The organism is Butyricimonas synergistica DSM 23225, assembly GCF_000379665.1.
In the GTDB taxonomy this organism is placed as follows: domain Bacteria; phylum Bacteroidota; class Bacteroidia; order Bacteroidales; family Marinifilaceae; genus Butyricimonas; species Butyricimonas synergistica.
The window spans coordinates 122,323-137,736 of the sequence record NZ_KB903367.1; the positions used below are offsets into that span (position 1 = coordinate 122,323).

Below are 15,414 nucleotides of genomic sequence, written 5' to 3' on the forward strand. Positions count from 1 at the left end.
ATGTATCAAACACACATATTTCCGAATGGATTGCGCTTGATCCATAATTATGTTCCGAATAAAGCTGCTTATTGCGGCTTGATTGTCAACGTGGGGAGTCGGGATGAACAGGCGGGGGAGTTTGGCATGGCTCATTTCATTGAGCACGTGATATTCAAGGGAACCGAGAAGCGAAAAGCCTATCATATATTGAGTCGCCTGGAGGACGTGGGGGGTGAATTGAATGCCTACACGACGAAGGAAGACACGTGCGTGTACGCCACGTTTATGGCAAAAGATTACGAGCGGGCGTTGGAGTTATTCGCTGACATTGTGTTTCATTCCGTATTCCCGGAGAAAGAGATCGAGAAGGAGAAAGATGTCGTGTTGGACGAGATCAACTCGTACAAGGATAATCCCGGGGAATTGATTTTTGATGATTTTGAGGAATTGGTTTACTCGGGATATCCGATTGGACGGAATATCCTGGGAGATGAGGCTTCAGTGGGGCAAATATCACGGGGAATGGTACTTGACTTCGTGAGACGGAATTATTTCCCGAATCGCATGGTCATCAGTTCCGTGGGGGATATTGCTTTTGATAAGTTGGTCAGACTGGTGGAGAAATATTTTTCCGGTTACGCGAGCGGGACTCCTTTGCAGACCCGTATTAAGCCGGAAATCTATACGCCTCGTTTCGTGGAGATAGATAAGGACACGTACCAAAGTCATTGTATCATAGGAAATATCGCTTATGATTACACGCAGGATAACCGGCTGGCTTTGTCGCTGCTGATAAATTTGTTAGGTGGGGCGGGTATGAATACCCGTTTGAACCTGAATATTCGGGAGCGTTACGGGCTGGCTTATAATATAGAGGCTTCCTATACGCCTTACTCGGACACGGGGATTTCCATGATTTATTTCGGGTGTGATTCGGAGCATACGGATTTATGTTTGAGTTTGTGCAAGAAGGAGATGAGAGCTTTATACGAGGAGAAGTTGGGGCCCGTGCAATTGAAACGGGCGAAGGCTCAGATGGTTGGTCAACTGGCGATCTCTTCCGAGAATTACGAGAACCTGATGTTGTCTATCGGGAAGAGTTTCTTGATTTACGACAAGGTGGATAGTTTGGAAGATATTTACGCCCAAGTGGATGAGATTACTCCGGAGCTATTATTGAAGGTGGCAAAGGATGTGTTTGATTTGGAGCAACAATCGATATTATTATACAAATAGGAGGTAGTATGCTGGAGTTAAATCCGGAATTGGAGCAATATATATTGATGCACAGCGAGCCGGAAAGCGAGGTGTTGGCAGAACTTTCTCGAGCGACTCATTTGCAAGTGTTGCGTCCGAGAATGTTGTCGGGAAACCTGCAAGGGCAATTCTTGAAAATGATATGCCAGATGATCGGAGCTCGAAGGGTTTTGGAAATCGGGACGTATACGGGGTACGCGGCAATATCTATGGCATCCGGTTTGGCGGAAGGAGGCGTGGTGCATACGATTGATGTGAATGACGAATTGGAGGATTTTACCCGGGGATTTATAGAGAAAAGCGGTTTAGAGGAACATATCGTGTTTCATGTTGGGGATGCTTGCGAGATTATCCCCCGTTTGGATGAAGTGTTTGATCTGGTGTTTATCGATGCGGATAAAAGGGAGTATTCTAAATATTATCATTTAGTGTTTGATAAGGTACGAGCGGGAGGAATGATTATTGCCGACGACGTGTTGTGGGATGGTAAAGTAGCAGACCCTAACGTGAAGCTGGATGCCCAGACCCAAGGAATTTTGGAATTCAATGATATGGTGCAAGCCGATTCCCGCGTGGAAAATGTATTGCTTCCCGTGCGGCATGGTCTGATGATGATAAGGAAAGTTAAAACCTAAAAGTGATTTCCAGTTGAAAAGCATAAAACCTCAAAATAAGATCAGGCTTGTCCAATGGAAATCTAAAATCTAAAATCTAAAATCTAAAATTAAACGCTATCTTTGTTCAATCATTTGGTTGAATCTTGGGAATCACATTTTCAATTTTCAATTTTCAATTTTCAATTATTATGAAGCAGTATTTAGATTTATTGGATAGAATATTGAAAGAAGGAACGGTAAAGGAAGATCGCACGGGTACCGGTACGATGAACGTGTTCGGGCATCAGATGCGTTTTAACCTGGAAGAGGGCTTTCCTTTGCTGACCACGAAAAAATTGCACCTAAAGTCTATTATATACGAGTTGTTGTGGTTTTTGCAAGGCGACACGAACGTGAAGTATTTGCAAGATCATGGTGTGAGAATTTGGAATGAATGGGCTGATGAGAATGGGGATTTGGGGCATATCTATGGTTATCAATGGCGTTCGTGGCCAAAGGCTGACGGTACTTTCTTGGATCAGATTACGCAAGTGGTGGAGGGAATCAAGCATTCTCCCGATTCCCGACGACTGATCGTGAGTGCTTGGAATGCCGGGGACATCGAGAATATGGCATTGCCGCCTTGTCATGCGTTATTTCAATTCTACGTGGCAAACGGTAAACTGTCCTGCCAGCTTTATCAACGGAGTGCCGATACTTTCCTCGGGGTTCCTTTCAACATTGCTTCCTATGCTTTGTTGACCTTGATGATGGCTCAGGTGTGTGGTTTGAAGCCTGGAGAATTCGTGCATACCTTAGGCGATACCCATATTTATCTGAATCATATCGAACAGGTAAAACTGCAATTGACCCGTGAGCCTCGACGTTTACCCCGTATGATAATCAATCCGGAGGTGAAAAGTATCTTTGATTTTAAGTACGAGGATTTCGAATTGCAGGATTACGACCCGCACCCGCATATAAAGGGGGCAATATCTGTTTAATTGAAAATGCAGAATTGAACATGAAATTAATTACGGCATAAGCGAGAGCTTGTGTGGAGAAATCTAAAATCACAAAATCTAAAATTGAAACATGGTTTTATCAATTATAGTAGCAGCGGCGGAGAATAATGTTATTGGACGGGACAATGGTTTGGTATGGAGGTTGTCTGCTGATTTGAAACGTTTTAAAGCGTTGACGACAGGACATACGATTTTGATGGGGCGTAAGACCTACGAGTCCGTGGGAAAAGCATTACCTAACCGGAGAAATATCGTGATCTCTCGGAATCCGGTTTATAAGGCAGAGGGATGTGAGGTTGTTCGTGGAGTGGAGGAAGCGTTGGAGTTGACGAAGGGGGAAGATGAGGTATTCGTGACCGGGGGCGGAACGATCTACAAGGAGTTGTGGGATAAAGCCGATAGATTGTATCTTACCGTTGTGCATCAGGAATGCGAGGGAGATACAGTGATTCCTCCCGTTGATCCGAAGAAATGGAAAGAGGTGCTTCGGGAAGAACATCAGGCGGACGAGAAAAATGAATGTGATTACACGTTTATCAATTACGAACGGATAAAATGATAGATTACCGGATTAACCCGAAATATAAGTCGCTGGAAAACGCAATCTTGGATATTCCCCACCGATTTGAAGAGGAGGGGAAAGTAATCGAGGATAATCGGAACGTGATTAAAATATTGGATGTGGAAGGATTGCGTGTGAACGTGAAATCTTTCAAGAAACCAAACGTGGTGAACCAATTCGCTTACGCGTACATCCGGAAAGGCAAAGCTTTACGGTCTTTCGAGTATGCTAATTTATTCCGAGAGAAGGGCATCGGAACGCCTGAACCTGTGGCTTATATTGTGTTTAGGAACGTATGGGGTGTAACCCGGAGTTATTATATTTCACAGCAAGTTGATTACGATTATTTATTTCGGGATTTGAGGGAGAAGCGTCCTGCCGATTTGGAGTTCATATTGCGGGAATTTACTCGCTTCACGCATTATTTCCATTCACAATCCATCTATTTCGTAGACCATTCCCCGGGCAATACATTGATAAAGCGAACAGAGAAGGGGGTCGAATTTAGCCTAGTTGATTTAAACCGAGTAAAATTCATATCGATACCGCCATTGGTCGGGTTGAAAAATTTCTGTCGGTTAAACGCTACGGACGACATGATTGATATTATTGCGGATGAATACGCCCGGTTGACGAATTCGGATTCTGCGGAAATGACTCGCTTGCTAAAAGAGTGGACGCATGACCATGACGAACGGGTACGCCGCCGTAAGGAAAAGAAGAAAAAGTCAAAAAAGTATTTATTGAGGTCACTCTAAATTTTACTTCTTGTTGATCTTTCCGAATTTCTTGATACTCGTGTATTTACGCCAAAGGTTTACTTTCCGTTTTGCGGGTACTCCGTGACGTGCGATATAATCCCTGGCAGCGTCCAGCATCCGATGGGCAACTTTACCGTCAAGATAAGGATCGTAATTGTCGATAATCCATTTCCGTTGAGCGATGTATTCTTCATCGTGTTGTGCTTTTTCAAATGCCTCGGGTAGTTCCTCTGGGTTTTGTATGTCAAGCCAATAGATGTCTTTGGCGATGGTCTTGTAAGTGATAACCGGTTTGTCTAGTAACAGGAACTCGTAGACGGTGGAGGAAGTATCGCTGATCATCACATCAGCCATAATTTGATATTTCGTGATGTTGTGGTCTTCTATCCAAAGTATATTGTCGTGTTGTGCCGCCAATTCTTTGTATTCCTGCATCCATTCGGCTTTCGTCAAGGGATGGAATTTCAGAATGAATAGTACATCTTTTTCTTTTGCCAGTTTTACCAGTCCTTCTTTGATGAAGGGCAGGGAGGTAAGGGAAGGCGAAAAGGTGGGGGCATACAGTACGAGTTTGCTTTTACCATGTTTCTCTAGTAGCGCTTTTTTTTCCGCATTGAAAGTATGTAGATTGTTGTAAATCCAATCTTGGCGAGGCCAACCTGTTTCTACAACTTCAAAATCCTTGTATTTTTGAGCTAGGGCTTTAAATCCTTTCGTGAACAATGGACCTTGAGTGAAATAGGTGTCAAAGTATCGACGGATCACCCAATGGTCTTTCTTTTCAGTTGCGTAACCGTGGAATATCTGTATTTTCACTCCCGGCAAATAATAGGGGACAATGTTACAAGGGACAAAGATTGCCTCTGGAGAAAAATCATAGATATCTTGAATGCTGTTTGTCCATTTTACTTCATCCTTTAGCGGAAATTTCGGAATATTTTGTTCTCGGACATACCATAAGATCGTGTGTCCGCCTTCTTTATTTGCCTCTTCTTCTATCGGTTGTAGAATGTTAATGGCGTATTTCTGTTCACAAAATAGTACGATTCGCATTATTGTAAATGTTTAGGTATTCTATTGATAGCATCTTGAAAATCTTCCACGGTATCAAGTTCCATGGAAAAATAATTGCTCGTGTCCACGGGGTAAAAATAGTGTCCTTGAGAAATCAGGCGTTCAAAAGCGAGTTCGTAAAACACGTTATCCAACCCCTCGCGCAGGATCATTTGCCCCAATTCATCGTAAAGTGCAGACAGGTACGTGTTTGATATCTTCTCGATACCGATAGATTCGCCGATGGCTTTATCGATGGAACAAGTCTTGCTGATCTCCGTGATTTGGTTTTTCTCGTTCACGATGACTTTAATTTCTTCCTCTCCTAACTTGTGACCGTCCAAAGCCAGGCAATTGCTGTACGGGGCATCTTGCAGGATTTTGATCATGAGAGGATCGAACAGGATGTCACTATCCAAAAGGATGATTTCTTTCTCGTGTAATACTTCCGGTTTTGCCAACCACAACGAGTAGATGTTGTTCGTGGACGCGTAAACCTCGTTATATATGAATTTCACGGAAAGGTTCGGGTAAGTCGCACGGACAAAATCTTCGATCATTTCTTTCAGGTAGCCCGTGACGATCACGATTTCATCTATCCCGTTTATTAACAGACCATCAATGGTTCTTTCCAGTAGGGAACGATTACCTATTTTTAGCAGGCATTTTGGGTGGTCATTCGTGAGGGGACGTAGACGGGAGGCGATTCCTGCGGCAAGGATAACAGCTTTCATATGTCGATTTTAGATTTGGCTTTTAACTTGATCGGTTCCGCCTTTATATAAAAAGACGGAACCGGAAAGTTCTATTTAAAATTTTGCGCAACTTCTTTGATCGTGTCAATGACTAGTCGATTTTGCTTCTGTGTACCCAAGGTGATACGCATATGCGTGTTGATGTCTTCTTCGTTCATGAATTTGACGATTAATCCCTTGGCTTTAAGAGCTTCTTGAAGTTTGGCTTTCATGGCAATCGGGTATTTTACCAGGATGAAGTTGGCATCCGATTTATATACTTTAAACCCGTCGAGTCCGCTCAATTCCTTCATGTACAGTTCTCTGTCCTGTGCCATCAAGTCGGCGATGTTTTGGTAATAATCGCTGGCTTTGAACACGGCAATCCCGATTTCTTCCGTGATCCGGTTGTAACCGAGGTATTTCGTGCTATAATTCAGGAATGTAGATAAATCGGCACCCATGAACGCGAATCCAAGACGTAAGCCCGGTAATCCGTAGAATTTGGATAACGTGCGGATGATTAGGAGATTCGGGAATTCTTCAATCAAGGGTTTGATGTAACTGGTATCTTTGTTCGCGAATGAAGCGTAAGCCTCGTCGATCACGATAACTGTTTCCCGGGGGATAAAAGAGAGTATCTCGTGCAATTCTTCTTTTGTCAGCGAATTGCCTGTCGGGTTATTAGGGGATGCCATAAGCACCATTTCCGGTTTCTCTTTTTCTACCGATTCACGAATGCTTTGGATATCATACTTGAAGGTATTCCCCTCCTCGAACAGGGGATAGAAGATGGTTCTCCCGTTTACCTCGTCGGCGATGGATTTGTAGTACCACCACGAGAATTTTGGGATAAGTAACGTTTTCTGTTTTGCGCCTCCAGCTAAAAAGCAGTGAACGACTTGTTTCAGAATGTCCTCTCCCCCGTAACCTAAGATTACTTGTTTCTCCGGGATTCCGTACAATTCAGATATATAATCGGATAATATACTTTTTTTACCCTCGTCGTAGATCCGGGTGTAGAAGCATAATTTGTTAGGATCAAAGTTTTTAAGAACTTCGCCGATCTCCGGCGCAGGACCATAGTTATACTCGTTACGGTCCAGGTATGCAACTCTTTTTTCCATCGTTTTTTTGTATCTCTTTTTATTACAAATTATTCGTTCTAATGGTTTATTGCCTTTTTATCAGCTTTCTCATTTCTAGTGTTTTATGAAAATGGCTGTTTGTTACATCTTGTATCTTTACACGATATCAATAAACGATCGTTTATTGATATAGGTGTAATTATCTCTCCGCACAGTTGTATAAAGGCAACCATTCCTTTAAAATCTTTTTGCAAAGGTAAAAAATATATTCTGTTTACGATTGTATATCAGTAAATATTCCTTTCTTCCTCGTGATACGTTTCTTGGCGTGATCAGTGATGTTTCTTGAAAATAGCTTATTTTCGTTTTTATCGTGAATGGAGTGAAAATTGGAATACTTTTTGTTATATTTGTAAATATAACAAGCAATTGAGAACGGGACACATGTTATTTGCAGAATTGAGTTATCAAATTTTTGAGAAGGCGACAGCGTGTTATCACGTGACGGATAACACGGAGGTTGAGGCTGAAAATCCATATGAATATGGATCGATTGAATATTATCTGTTTCAAAAGAACTGGATAGATGCTGTTCAGTGGCACTTGGAGGATATTGTACGTGACCCGGACATTGAGCCTGGGTATGCTTTACAAATCAAACGCCGGATAGACGAATCGAACCAGTGGCGCACGGATGTGGTTGAGTTGATAGATGATTATTTCTGGGATAGATTCAAGGAGGTGAAGATATTGCCTCATGCCACGATAAACACGGAGAGTCCGGCTTGGGCATTAGACCGGTTGTCAATTTTGTGCTTGAAGATATATCACATGGAGCAGGAAGTGAGGCGAGTGAATGTTACCCAAGAGCACGTGAGGAAATGTGAAATGAAGTTGTACGTTTTATTGGAACAGAAACATGATTTGATCGTTGCCATTAATCAGTTTTTAGAGGATATCGAGGCGGGAAGAAAATACATGAGAGTCTATAAGCAGATGAAAATGTATAATGATCCGAACTTGAATCCGGTTTTATATAGAAAGGAAAAATTAGGATGCCAGTAAAAAAGGTTTTAGTGATTCGTTTTCGTCGAGTAGGGGATGCCGTGTTGTCTGTCGTGATTTGCAGTACGATTCGAAAGAGTTTTCCTGACGCGGAGATTCACTATGTCGTGAATGAATCTATTGAACCTTTGTTCCGGGATCACCCAGATGTCGATCGGGTAATTACGTTTTCTGACCGGGAGAATAATCATTTTTTTACTTACTTGGCGAAAGTGTATCGATTGATGCGCAAGGAACGCTATGATGTGATTGTTGATACGCGTTCGACTCTGAAGACATTATGGTTTAGTATTTTTTCCTTGGGCACGAAATACCGTATTGGTACCCGAAAATACTACAATCTTTTCTTTCATAATTATCGGGTTAGGAATCAGCAATATGAGGAATTGGACGAGGTTTCCCGTAATTTATTGTTGGTAAAACCCCTGGAACGGGAGGGACAGATCGTGTACGAGACTGATTTCAAACTTCAGGTGACTGATGAGGAGAGGTATGGTTTTAGAAGATACATGGTTGAACGAGGGATTGATTTCTCTCGGTTGGTAGTGTTGTGTACTCCTTTTACCCGTGTGGTTGATAAGAAGTGGGACATTCAAAAAATGAAAGAAGTGTTGTCCCGCTTGGTATGGAAGTATAATGCGCAATTGATCTTTAATTATTCAAAGGAAGAAAAAGCTGAAGCATTAGCCTTGTATGACGAGATGGAGGGAGATAAACATATTTTCGTGAATGTGGAAGCTGATTCGTTGCGGAAGTTAGTTGCAATGCTCTCTCTGTCAGATTTCTTTTTCGGAAACGAGGGTGGTCCCCGTCATATGGCACAGGCTTGCGGGATTCCCGGCTTGGCGATATACCCGCCTTGGGTGAACAAGCAAAAGTGGTTGCCTTCTCGTGATGAACGTTATCAAGGTATAAGCCCGTTGGATTTTATTCCCGAGGCGGAAAGAGGAATGTTGTTGGATGGGGAAATGTTTGATCGCCTTACCGTGGAGCAGGTGTGGGATCGGCTGGACGGGATGTTGAGAAAAATCAAGAAGAGTACGTAGATACCGTATTATTCATTATCTTTGGTGCCGTAATTTGTGGTATCTAAAATGAATTGTATGAAGAATGTATACGTGATAGGAGTTTTTGACCTATTTCATTTCGGTCACGTTGAGTTGTTACGATGCGCAAGAGCATTGGGCGACCGTTTGATCGTTGCGATCAATGGGGATGATATGGTGGCTTCTTATAAACGCCGACCTTTTTTATCCGAACAAGACCGCCTGGAAGTCGTGAAAGCGTGTCGTTACGTGGATGACGCTTTTATTATTCGAGAATACGATAATAAAGAATATATCAAGAAATACGGGATTAATGTTATCGTGCACGGTGATGATTGGAGCGGAGAGGGATATTTGAAACAAATCCGGGTGACGCCTGAGTTTTTGGAGGAACATCATGTAGAGATGGTGTATTTGCCTTACACGAAAGGGATTAGTACGTCGGAATTGGTTGAAAAGATAAGAAGCACGAAATAATGTATTCCAAAATTATAAATGTACCGATTGTCCTTGAGATAGGAGAAAATATATTCATCCATATGGATGAAATATTACGGCGCAATCATATTTTTTTCAATGAGAAAATTCTGGTCACTTCACCGGAGTTGAAAGAACTTTACAAGCAACAGGTGGATTTATTGTCATTTGATGACATCCTGCTTATTCAAGGTGGTTCTTACGAAGAGGCGCATGAAGTCATGGGAAATATCACGAATAAGGATGCGCTTTTAGTCGCTTTCGGGGGTGGAAGCGTTATTGATGCCGTGAAGATGATTTCGAATGATTTGAATTTGAGTTATATTACAGCTCCCTCCACGTTGTCGAATGATGCGATTTATTCTCCCATTGCACGTCTTGTGCAAAAGGGGAAAAAGCAGAGTTTCGGGGTGAAAGCTCCGTTGGGGATAATTGCGGATATCGAGATTATAAGAAGGTCACCCCGAAAATTATTATTGGCAGGAGTGGGAGACTTGGTTTCTAATGCCAGTGCCGTGAAAGATTGGAAACTGGCGAACGTGGAGAATGGAGAACATATCAATAATTTTGCTTTAACATTGGCTGCTTTGAGTGGCAATTCCGTGATGTCGTACTCGATAGATGATATCAGTACGGATCGTTTTATTGGTGATCTAGCGAATGGGTTAGTAATTTCTGGATTGGCGATGGTGTTGGCAAATAGTTCCCGTCCGGCGAGTGGGGCGGAACATTTAATCAGCCATGCGATAGATGATCTTTACCCGACTCGGACGACCTTGCACGGGTTACAGGTTGCTTGGGGACATTTATTGTTGGAACGGGATTATCGTCAGGATCATGATGATTTTGAGAAACTACGAACGTTTTTTGACCGTATGAAGATTATCGAGGAAATGGAACATGATATTCATTTCTCGAGTGACGAGATTGCTCGAATTACAGATCGGGCAAAGACAATCCGGGACAGATACACGATTTTATCTAAATTTTAGCTAGTTCCAGTAGTTTATTCACGATTCTTTCGGATACTTTCCCGTCTACTTCACCAACGACGTAACGGGATAATTCTTCCCGTTTGGTCTTGTTTTTGTCTGGGTTAGCTAGATTTTCACGAGCATATTGTACCATTTCTTTGTAGTTTTTCGGGGTATCGCCAACTTCCCACAGATAAAACTTTGAGATGTCTAACCGTTTGCGTACTTTGTGCGGAAATAGCCTGTCTATGGGGCGATAGTGTAGGAACATATTGATGATAGCGGGTTTGCCGACTCCGGAGAATTCAAACACGGCGCTTGACATATCGGAGATTAACAGGTCTGCAGCATGAAGAAACGGGAGAATATTGGTTTCGTTGAAATTTGCCAGGTAAACATTGGGTGCACCAGCCCATGACTGAAGGCGGTGCAAGTCTTTTCGATATTTTTTACGCAGGAAAAGATGTGAATGAGGTTTCAATATAATATTACAATCGGCAAAGTCTTCAGCGAACTTTTTCCCCATTTTTAACACTGAAGACGGGTAAAAGGTCGGAGCGTAAAGTATTGTTTTTTTGTTGATATCCAGATGACGTTCCAGAAGGAATTTTTTCCGGTCATCATCCGTTAGTTTAAAGTAATTATCCAGTTTGGAATAACCGGATGCGTAGAAGATGTGCTTTTTCTCGGGATAAAGTTCACATAGGTATTCTTCTAAGAATTTGCCATCCAGAAAACGTATGTCCACTTCATTCAAACCGGGTTCTATGTTCATAGTCTTACCTCCCCATACACCATGATTGATAAATGCTGATTTGTTGAATTGCGTGTGTATATGACGGGGGGTATTGCCGAAGACGAGTACGTTGCAAAAACAATCTTCTTCCTCAAGGCAATACGTGAAGTTATTTTGCTTACAATAGTTGATGGATTCTTCCCTTTGATTTATTTCGTCACGATCTCTTGTTTTCGGGATAATCACTACATAAGGAATTTCCCGTTTGATAAGTTCTCTGATGACAGGTTCGAATTGTGGAGAGTAGTATAACTTTTCGAGATAGAAGCCGATCGTGTAGTTTTTCATACGTAAGTTTTTGTTGTGCTCTGTTTGCGTCGTTAGCTGATTAAACGATCGTTTAATGCGTTACAAATATATATTATTTTTACGTCATGTCAGCCTTTTGTATGATATTTTTTACGTGCTAATAATTAGATGTTTAGGTTTTTTGTCGGGAAATTCAGAATATTTCATATGTTAATATCATTAAACGATCGTTTATTGATCGGTTGAGAAATGGCTAAAAACATACTGTATCGTTAATTCAAGTTATCAATGTTACAAACATCACTTATTATATCCACTTATAATAGACCTGCAGCTCTTGCGTTATGCTTGGAGAGTATAAAGAGGCAGAAACAACTTCCTGCTGAAGTTATTATTGGTGATGATGGCTCAAAAGATGATACAAAAATTTTGATCGAAAGCTTTCAGAAAGATTTTCCGGTTCCGCTGTTGCATATTTGGCAGGAAGATGACGGATTTCGTGTGGCTAAAATCCGTAATAAATGTATAGCCGTGGCTAAGTATGAGTATATTATCCAAATCGATGGAGATATGGTTTTACATCCCTATTTTGTAATGGATCATATTTCGTGTGCTCGAGAAGGATATTATATAAAAGGGGGACGGGTAAATCTCACGCGAGCAGAAACAGAGCGATTGTGTCGGAACGGCACATATCGTTCGTTGGGATTTTTCACCTTGGGTGTGACCCGGAGGGAAAATTCTATTCATTGTCTATGGCTTGCGAAATATCTTGCCCCACGTCGTAAAACTCGTCCGGGATTGGGGTGTAATACTTCTTTCTGGAAAAAAGACGTGTTGCAAATAAACGGGTATGATGAATATTATGTCGGCTGGGGAGGGGAAGATTATGATTTTAGCATCCGTCTATTGAATATTGGTTGTAAAAAATTAGCCTTGAAGTTTGCGGCTATCGGTTTTCATTTGTGGCATGAGGATAAATTCATGCAAAATAGAGATAAAAATTTCAAATATTATTTTGAAAAGATGGCAGAAAAGGCAACGTGGTGTGAGAGTGGAATAGATCAATATTTAAAAGATGAGAAGTCGGAGGATGTGTGATGAACAATATTTTCTATTACTTGGAATTAAGTTTTCGTCTTTTGAAGTATCGACGACGTTTCCGAAAAAAGCAGGAAGCGTTAGGTTTTATTCCTGATATTAGGTCAACGGATGAAACTTTGGACAAAATACTTCGGGAGCATTGTTCAGTCAGTCGGTATGGAGATGGAGAGTTTAACCTTATACGTGGTAAAGGAAATGGTTTCTGTCATTACAATGTTTCTTTGTCGGAAAGATTGCAAGAAGTACTGACAGTAGAACTGCCGAATCATATTGTAGGTTTGCCTTATGCCCTCGTTTCACAAGAAAATTTGAACTTACGTACAAAAGTTTTTTGGCTCGCCCATTTTACAAAGGCATATGATGTTTTTGCCCGGTATGTAAAACCTGGGCGGGTGTATTATGATGCCTCGTTTACACGATTCTATTTCACGTACAAGAATAAGGATGGATGTAACGGTTATCTGGAAAAAATCAAACGTATATGGTCGGGGCAGGATGTGCTCCTGATAGAGGGGGAGTATAGCCGTTTGGGGGTAAATAATGATCTTTTTGACCATGTGTGTTCAATGCAACGTATTTTGTGTCCTGCGATAGATGCGTACGAAAAATACGATGATATTATGAATGCGGCGGTAAAATACGGGGACAAAAAATTGATCCTTATAGCATTGGGACAGGCAGCAACTGTGTTGAGTTATGATTTGGCGAAGTTAGGTTATTGGGCAATCGATATTGGGCACGTTGACATTGAATATGAGTGGTTTTTGCGTAAAGCAAAGGATAAGATACAAATTGAAGGGAAATATGTCAATGAAGCCAAGAAGAATGAAATATCCCATCGAAAAAGGCTTCAAAATGATAATTATGAGAGATCAATAGTAGAGCGTATACCAGCTTCTTTATGTTAATATCTATATATCGTGTTCTTTATGTTATACGTGTTTACTATTTTTTATTGTTTAGATGCTATAAGATAGATATATACTATATTTGAAACGGAAAATGCATATTATGAGTTGGATGGTGAAGTTTCAGGGGTATTTTTTTCTTTCTGTCGCTTTCCTTTTGGGAAGTGTCGCCCCGTTGTATGGTAATGTCTTCAATTTTCTTTTATTGGCATTTCTCCTGTTGTTGTGCTGGAAGAATGCGAAGCAGGTATGGGCGAATATCATGTCGGAACGGCTGTATATAGGGGTTAGTGTGGTATTTTTGCTTTACTTTTCATTGCATACAGTGATAGTTTTGCTAAAAGGGAATCCCATGGCTAAGTTTAGTTATGGGATGTTTGAAGTATTGGCACTTAATTTTGTTTTAGTCCCGATTTTTGTCGTGATGTGGAAGGATTGGCTGACACCGGAGCTGCTAAAACGGTTCCTTTTCTATCTTTGCGCGGGGGTTTTGCTATTGAATCTGTATATTCTCTTGATGATGACGGGTACCCGCCTGTTTACCGCTCCGGGTGAGGCTTTGGGGATGCTGTATGATGGCCGATTTGGGGAAAATCGATTTGTTTTGGGAGGCAGGTATTGGTTAGATATTCAAGCGATGCTTCTGGCAATATCTGCATTGATTGCCTATTTCCTGACAATCGTGGAAAAGCGATGGAATAAAAGGATATGTGCCCTTTGCATGTTCTGGATGTTCGTGCTATTCCTTTCTTTTACAGTCACCAAGTCGGCTATATTCGGTTTCTTGCTCGGTTTCCTGGTTATGAATATATGTTTATTCAAGAAGTTTTCTTTCTGGCGGCGTGTTTGTGTTTTTGGGGGTGCTTTGTCGGTTGTATTGGCTTTTGTGTTGCTTTCGGATTTGGAAAAATACGAGGAACGGATAGAGGAGATGGAGGTCGAGATACGGAATGTGCGGGAGGGGCAATTCGTGGGAGGAACTTTGGCTCCGAGATTGGCATATATAAAAGAGAGTTTTAAGCATTTGGACGAGTTTTCATTATGGGGATTGGGAGTCACGACGAAACATCGGCTTAAAGCGTGGTTTGAGACGCCGGATTGGAATCTGGAACCATTTACTAATATGCATAACGCTTTCTTTCAATATTGGATAACAGGAGGAATTGTCGGGTTGGGAACGGTACTTTTTGTGTTTTTTGCGTCGGTTTACAGAATGATCAAGAGAAAGAGATTTTCGTCCCTGATACTTGCTATATTATGTGTGTTCTTCGTCGTGAGTAATTCGAGTGCTACTCTATCGTTGGCAAATTCACGAGCTTTGATGTTGATATTTTTTGCGATGTTTTATTTTTACGGGGATATATTTTCCCAGTTGGAAAATGATCTCTCCCGTGATAAGCCCTCTTCTATTTAAGCTATTTCCCTTTTCTACTGAACTTGACCATGAATCAGAGATTTTCTTCCCGCTATTGCTTTGCTGTCATGTCGAATATTGCCACGTTCAACCCGTCGGTTTCGTTGGCGTAGATAATACTTGCCTGCGCCGAAATGACTTCTGCCGGAACAAGGTTGTGCTTGATGGCATTGGTGTGTATATAGCTTAAAAGGCACACTGATAGCAGAACCGAATTCAAATGCGATATCTTTATGTGCAAATGTTCCTCCGTAACGCCTTTTGTTCCACAACGACATTTAGATGCGCTTGGTACAAAAGTGCAGGATTATGAATAATTGCCT

16 protein-coding genes and 1 pseudogene are annotated in these 15,414 nt (G+C 41.5%); 12 read left to right on the top strand and 5 right to left on the bottom strand.

Features of this window, described 5'->3' with window-relative positions:
* The 5 genes from A3CY_RS0112970 (at window position 1) to A3CY_RS0112990 (ending at window position 4,180) form a co-directional block, all read left to right on the top strand.
* Entirely contained in the window at window positions 1-1,218 is a 1,218-nt protein-coding gene (locus A3CY_RS0112970) for a M16 family metallopeptidase (protein ID WP_018338355.1), read from the top strand.
* 8 nt (window positions 1,219-1,226) lie between these two features.
* On the top strand, window positions 1,227-1,874 hold the full coding sequence (locus A3CY_RS0112975) for an O-methyltransferase (RefSeq protein WP_018338356.1): 648 nt from the start codon (window positions 1,227-1,229) through the stop codon (window positions 1,872-1,874).
* A gap of 170 nt (window positions 1,875-2,044) precedes the next feature.
* The gene (locus A3CY_RS0112980; RefSeq protein WP_026207637.1) at window positions 2,045-2,839 is read left to right on the top strand and encodes a thymidylate synthase; all 795 of its coding nucleotides are present in this window, start codon (window positions 2,045-2,047) and stop codon (window positions 2,837-2,839) included.
* Window positions 2,840-2,930: 91 nt separating this feature from the next.
* Window positions 2,931-3,419 carry a dihydrofolate reductase gene (locus tag A3CY_RS0112985; protein ID WP_018338358.1) on the top strand — a complete coding sequence of 163 codons (489 nt, stop codon included), beginning with the start codon at window positions 2,931-2,933 and terminating at the stop codon, window positions 3,417-3,419.
* On the top strand, window positions 3,416-4,180 hold the full coding sequence (locus A3CY_RS0112990; RefSeq protein WP_018338359.1) for a hypothetical protein: 765 nt from the start codon (window positions 3,416-3,418) through the stop codon (window positions 4,178-4,180). The genes A3CY_RS0112985 and A3CY_RS0112990 overlap by 4 nt, the downstream gene beginning before the upstream one ends.
* Window positions 4,181-4,183: 3 nt before the next feature.
* Here A3CY_RS0112990 and A3CY_RS0112995 read toward each other — a convergent pair whose 3' ends face one another.
* The 3 genes from A3CY_RS0112995 to A3CY_RS0113005 all read right to left on the bottom strand — a co-directional run bounded on the left by A3CY_RS0112995 (window position 4,184) and on the right by A3CY_RS0113005 (window position 7,097).
* Entirely contained in the window at window positions 4,184-5,236 is a 1,053-nt protein-coding gene (locus tag A3CY_RS0112995) for a CDP-glycerol glycerophosphotransferase family protein (protein ID WP_018338360.1), read from the bottom strand.
* On the bottom strand, window positions 5,236-5,970 hold the full coding sequence (locus A3CY_RS0113000) for a phosphocholine cytidylyltransferase family protein (RefSeq protein ID WP_018338361.1): 735 nt from the start codon (window positions 5,968-5,970) through the stop codon (window positions 5,236-5,238). The genes A3CY_RS0112995 and A3CY_RS0113000 overlap by 1 nt, the downstream gene beginning before the upstream one ends.
* A gap of 71 nt (window positions 5,971-6,041) precedes the next feature.
* Window positions 6,042-7,097, bottom strand: coding sequence for a pyridoxal phosphate-dependent aminotransferase (locus A3CY_RS0113005; RefSeq protein WP_018338362.1), 1,056 nt, complete (start codon window positions 7,095-7,097; stop codon window positions 6,042-6,044).
* A 405-nt stretch (window positions 7,098-7,502) separates the two neighbouring features.
* Between A3CY_RS0113005 and A3CY_RS0113010 the strand changes: the two genes are divergently transcribed.
* Genes A3CY_RS0113010 through A3CY_RS0113025 form a run of 4 tightly spaced genes read left to right on the top strand, consistent with a single transcriptional unit; the run spans window position 7,503 to window position 10,638 of the window.
* Window positions 7,503-8,123: a DUF4254 domain-containing protein gene (locus tag A3CY_RS0113010; RefSeq protein ID WP_026207638.1), complete on the top strand. Its 621-nt coding sequence runs from the start codon at window positions 7,503-7,505 to the stop codon at window positions 8,121-8,123.
* The gene (locus A3CY_RS0113015) at window positions 8,114-9,169 is read left to right on the top strand and encodes a glycosyltransferase family 9 protein (RefSeq protein ID WP_018338364.1); all 1,056 of its coding nucleotides are present in this window, start codon (window positions 8,114-8,116) and stop codon (window positions 9,167-9,169) included. The genes A3CY_RS0113010 and A3CY_RS0113015 overlap by 10 nt, the downstream gene beginning before the upstream one ends.
* 57 nt (window positions 9,170-9,226) lie before the next feature.
* Window positions 9,227-9,646: an adenylyltransferase/cytidyltransferase family protein gene (locus A3CY_RS0113020; RefSeq protein ID WP_018338365.1), complete on the top strand. Its 420-nt coding sequence runs from the start codon at window positions 9,227-9,229 to the stop codon at window positions 9,644-9,646.
* Complete coding sequence (locus A3CY_RS0113025; RefSeq protein WP_018338366.1) at window positions 9,646-10,638, top strand: iron-containing alcohol dehydrogenase; 993 nt, start codon at window positions 9,646-9,648, stop codon at window positions 10,636-10,638. Before A3CY_RS0113020 ends, A3CY_RS0113025 begins: the two co-directional genes overlap by 1 nt.
* Here the strand turns inward: A3CY_RS0113025 and A3CY_RS0113030 are convergent.
* Entirely contained in the window at window positions 10,628-11,704 is a 1,077-nt protein-coding gene (locus A3CY_RS0113030; RefSeq protein ID WP_018338367.1) for a CDP-glycerol glycerophosphotransferase family protein, read from the bottom strand. The two genes, A3CY_RS0113025 and A3CY_RS0113030, sit on opposite strands and share 11 nt — an antisense overlap.
* Before the next feature lie 249 nt (window positions 11,705-11,953).
* Between A3CY_RS0113030 and A3CY_RS0113035 the strand changes: the two genes are divergently transcribed.
* The 3 genes from A3CY_RS0113035 (at window position 11,954) to A3CY_RS0113045 (ending at window position 15,091) form a co-directional block, all read left to right on the top strand.
* Entirely contained in the window at window positions 11,954-12,766 is an 813-nt protein-coding gene (locus tag A3CY_RS0113035; RefSeq protein ID WP_018338368.1) for a glycosyltransferase family 2 protein, read from the top strand.
* Complete coding sequence (locus A3CY_RS21045; RefSeq protein WP_018338369.1) at window positions 12,766-13,677, top strand: SP_1767 family glycosyltransferase; 912 nt, start codon at window positions 12,766-12,768, stop codon at window positions 13,675-13,677. The genes A3CY_RS0113035 and A3CY_RS21045 overlap by 1 nt, the downstream gene beginning before the upstream one ends.
* 103 nt (window positions 13,678-13,780) lie before the next feature.
* Window positions 13,781-15,091: an O-antigen ligase family protein gene (locus A3CY_RS0113045; protein ID WP_026207639.1), complete on the top strand. Its 1,311-nt coding sequence runs from the start codon at window positions 13,781-13,783 to the stop codon at window positions 15,089-15,091.
* 58 nt (window positions 15,092-15,149) lie between these two features.
* Here the strand turns inward: A3CY_RS0113045 and A3CY_RS22740 are convergent.
* A pseudogene (locus tag A3CY_RS22740) lies at window positions 15,150-15,348 on the bottom strand (KilA-N domain-containing protein); the annotation flags it as partial.
* Window positions 15,349-15,414: the final 66 nt, after the last annotated feature.

Bases quoted from the DNA above. Each gene is read 5' to 3' on its own strand.
- A3CY_RS0112970 (WP_018338355.1), top strand. From the start codon at position 1: ATGTATCAAACACACATATTTCCGAATGGATTGCGCTTGATCCATAAT.
- A3CY_RS0112975 (WP_018338356.1), top strand. From the start codon at position 1,227: ATGCTGGAGTTAAATCCGGAATTGGAGCAATATATATTGATGCACAGC.
- A3CY_RS0112980 (WP_026207637.1), top strand. From the start codon at position 2,045: ATGAAGCAGTATTTAGATTTATTGGATAGAATATTGAAAGAAGGAACG.
- A3CY_RS0112985 (WP_018338358.1), top strand. From the start codon at position 2,931: ATGGTTTTATCAATTATAGTAGCAGCGGCGGAGAATAATGTTATTGGA.
- A3CY_RS0112990 (WP_018338359.1), top strand. From the start codon at position 3,416: ATGATAGATTACCGGATTAACCCGAAATATAAGTCGCTGGAAAACGCA.
- A3CY_RS0112995 (WP_018338360.1), bottom strand. From the start codon at position 5,236: ATGCGAATCGTACTATTTTGTGAACAGAAATACGCCATTAACATTCTA.
- A3CY_RS0113000 (WP_018338361.1), bottom strand. From the start codon at position 5,970: ATGAAAGCTGTTATCCTTGCCGCAGGAATCGCCTCCCGTCTACGTCCC.
- A3CY_RS0113005 (WP_018338362.1), bottom strand. From the start codon at position 7,097: ATGGAAAAAAGAGTTGCATACCTGGACCGTAACGAGTATAACTATGGT.
- A3CY_RS0113010 (WP_026207638.1), top strand. From the start codon at position 7,503: ATGTTATTTGCAGAATTGAGTTATCAAATTTTTGAGAAGGCGACAGCG.
- A3CY_RS0113015 (WP_018338364.1), top strand. From the start codon at position 8,114: ATGCCAGTAAAAAAGGTTTTAGTGATTCGTTTTCGTCGAGTAGGGGAT.
- A3CY_RS0113020 (WP_018338365.1), top strand. From the start codon at position 9,227: ATGAAGAATGTATACGTGATAGGAGTTTTTGACCTATTTCATTTCGGT.
- A3CY_RS0113025 (WP_018338366.1), top strand. From the start codon at position 9,646: ATGTATTCCAAAATTATAAATGTACCGATTGTCCTTGAGATAGGAGAA.
- A3CY_RS0113030 (WP_018338367.1), bottom strand. From the start codon at position 11,704: ATGAAAAACTACACGATCGGCTTCTATCTCGAAAAGTTATACTACTCT.
- A3CY_RS0113035 (WP_018338368.1), top strand. From the start codon at position 11,954: ATGTTACAAACATCACTTATTATATCCACTTATAATAGACCTGCAGCT.
- A3CY_RS21045 (WP_018338369.1), top strand. From the start codon at position 12,766: ATGAACAATATTTTCTATTACTTGGAATTAAGTTTTCGTCTTTTGAAG.
- A3CY_RS0113045 (WP_026207639.1), top strand. From the start codon at position 13,781: ATGAGTTGGATGGTGAAGTTTCAGGGGTATTTTTTTCTTTCTGTCGCT.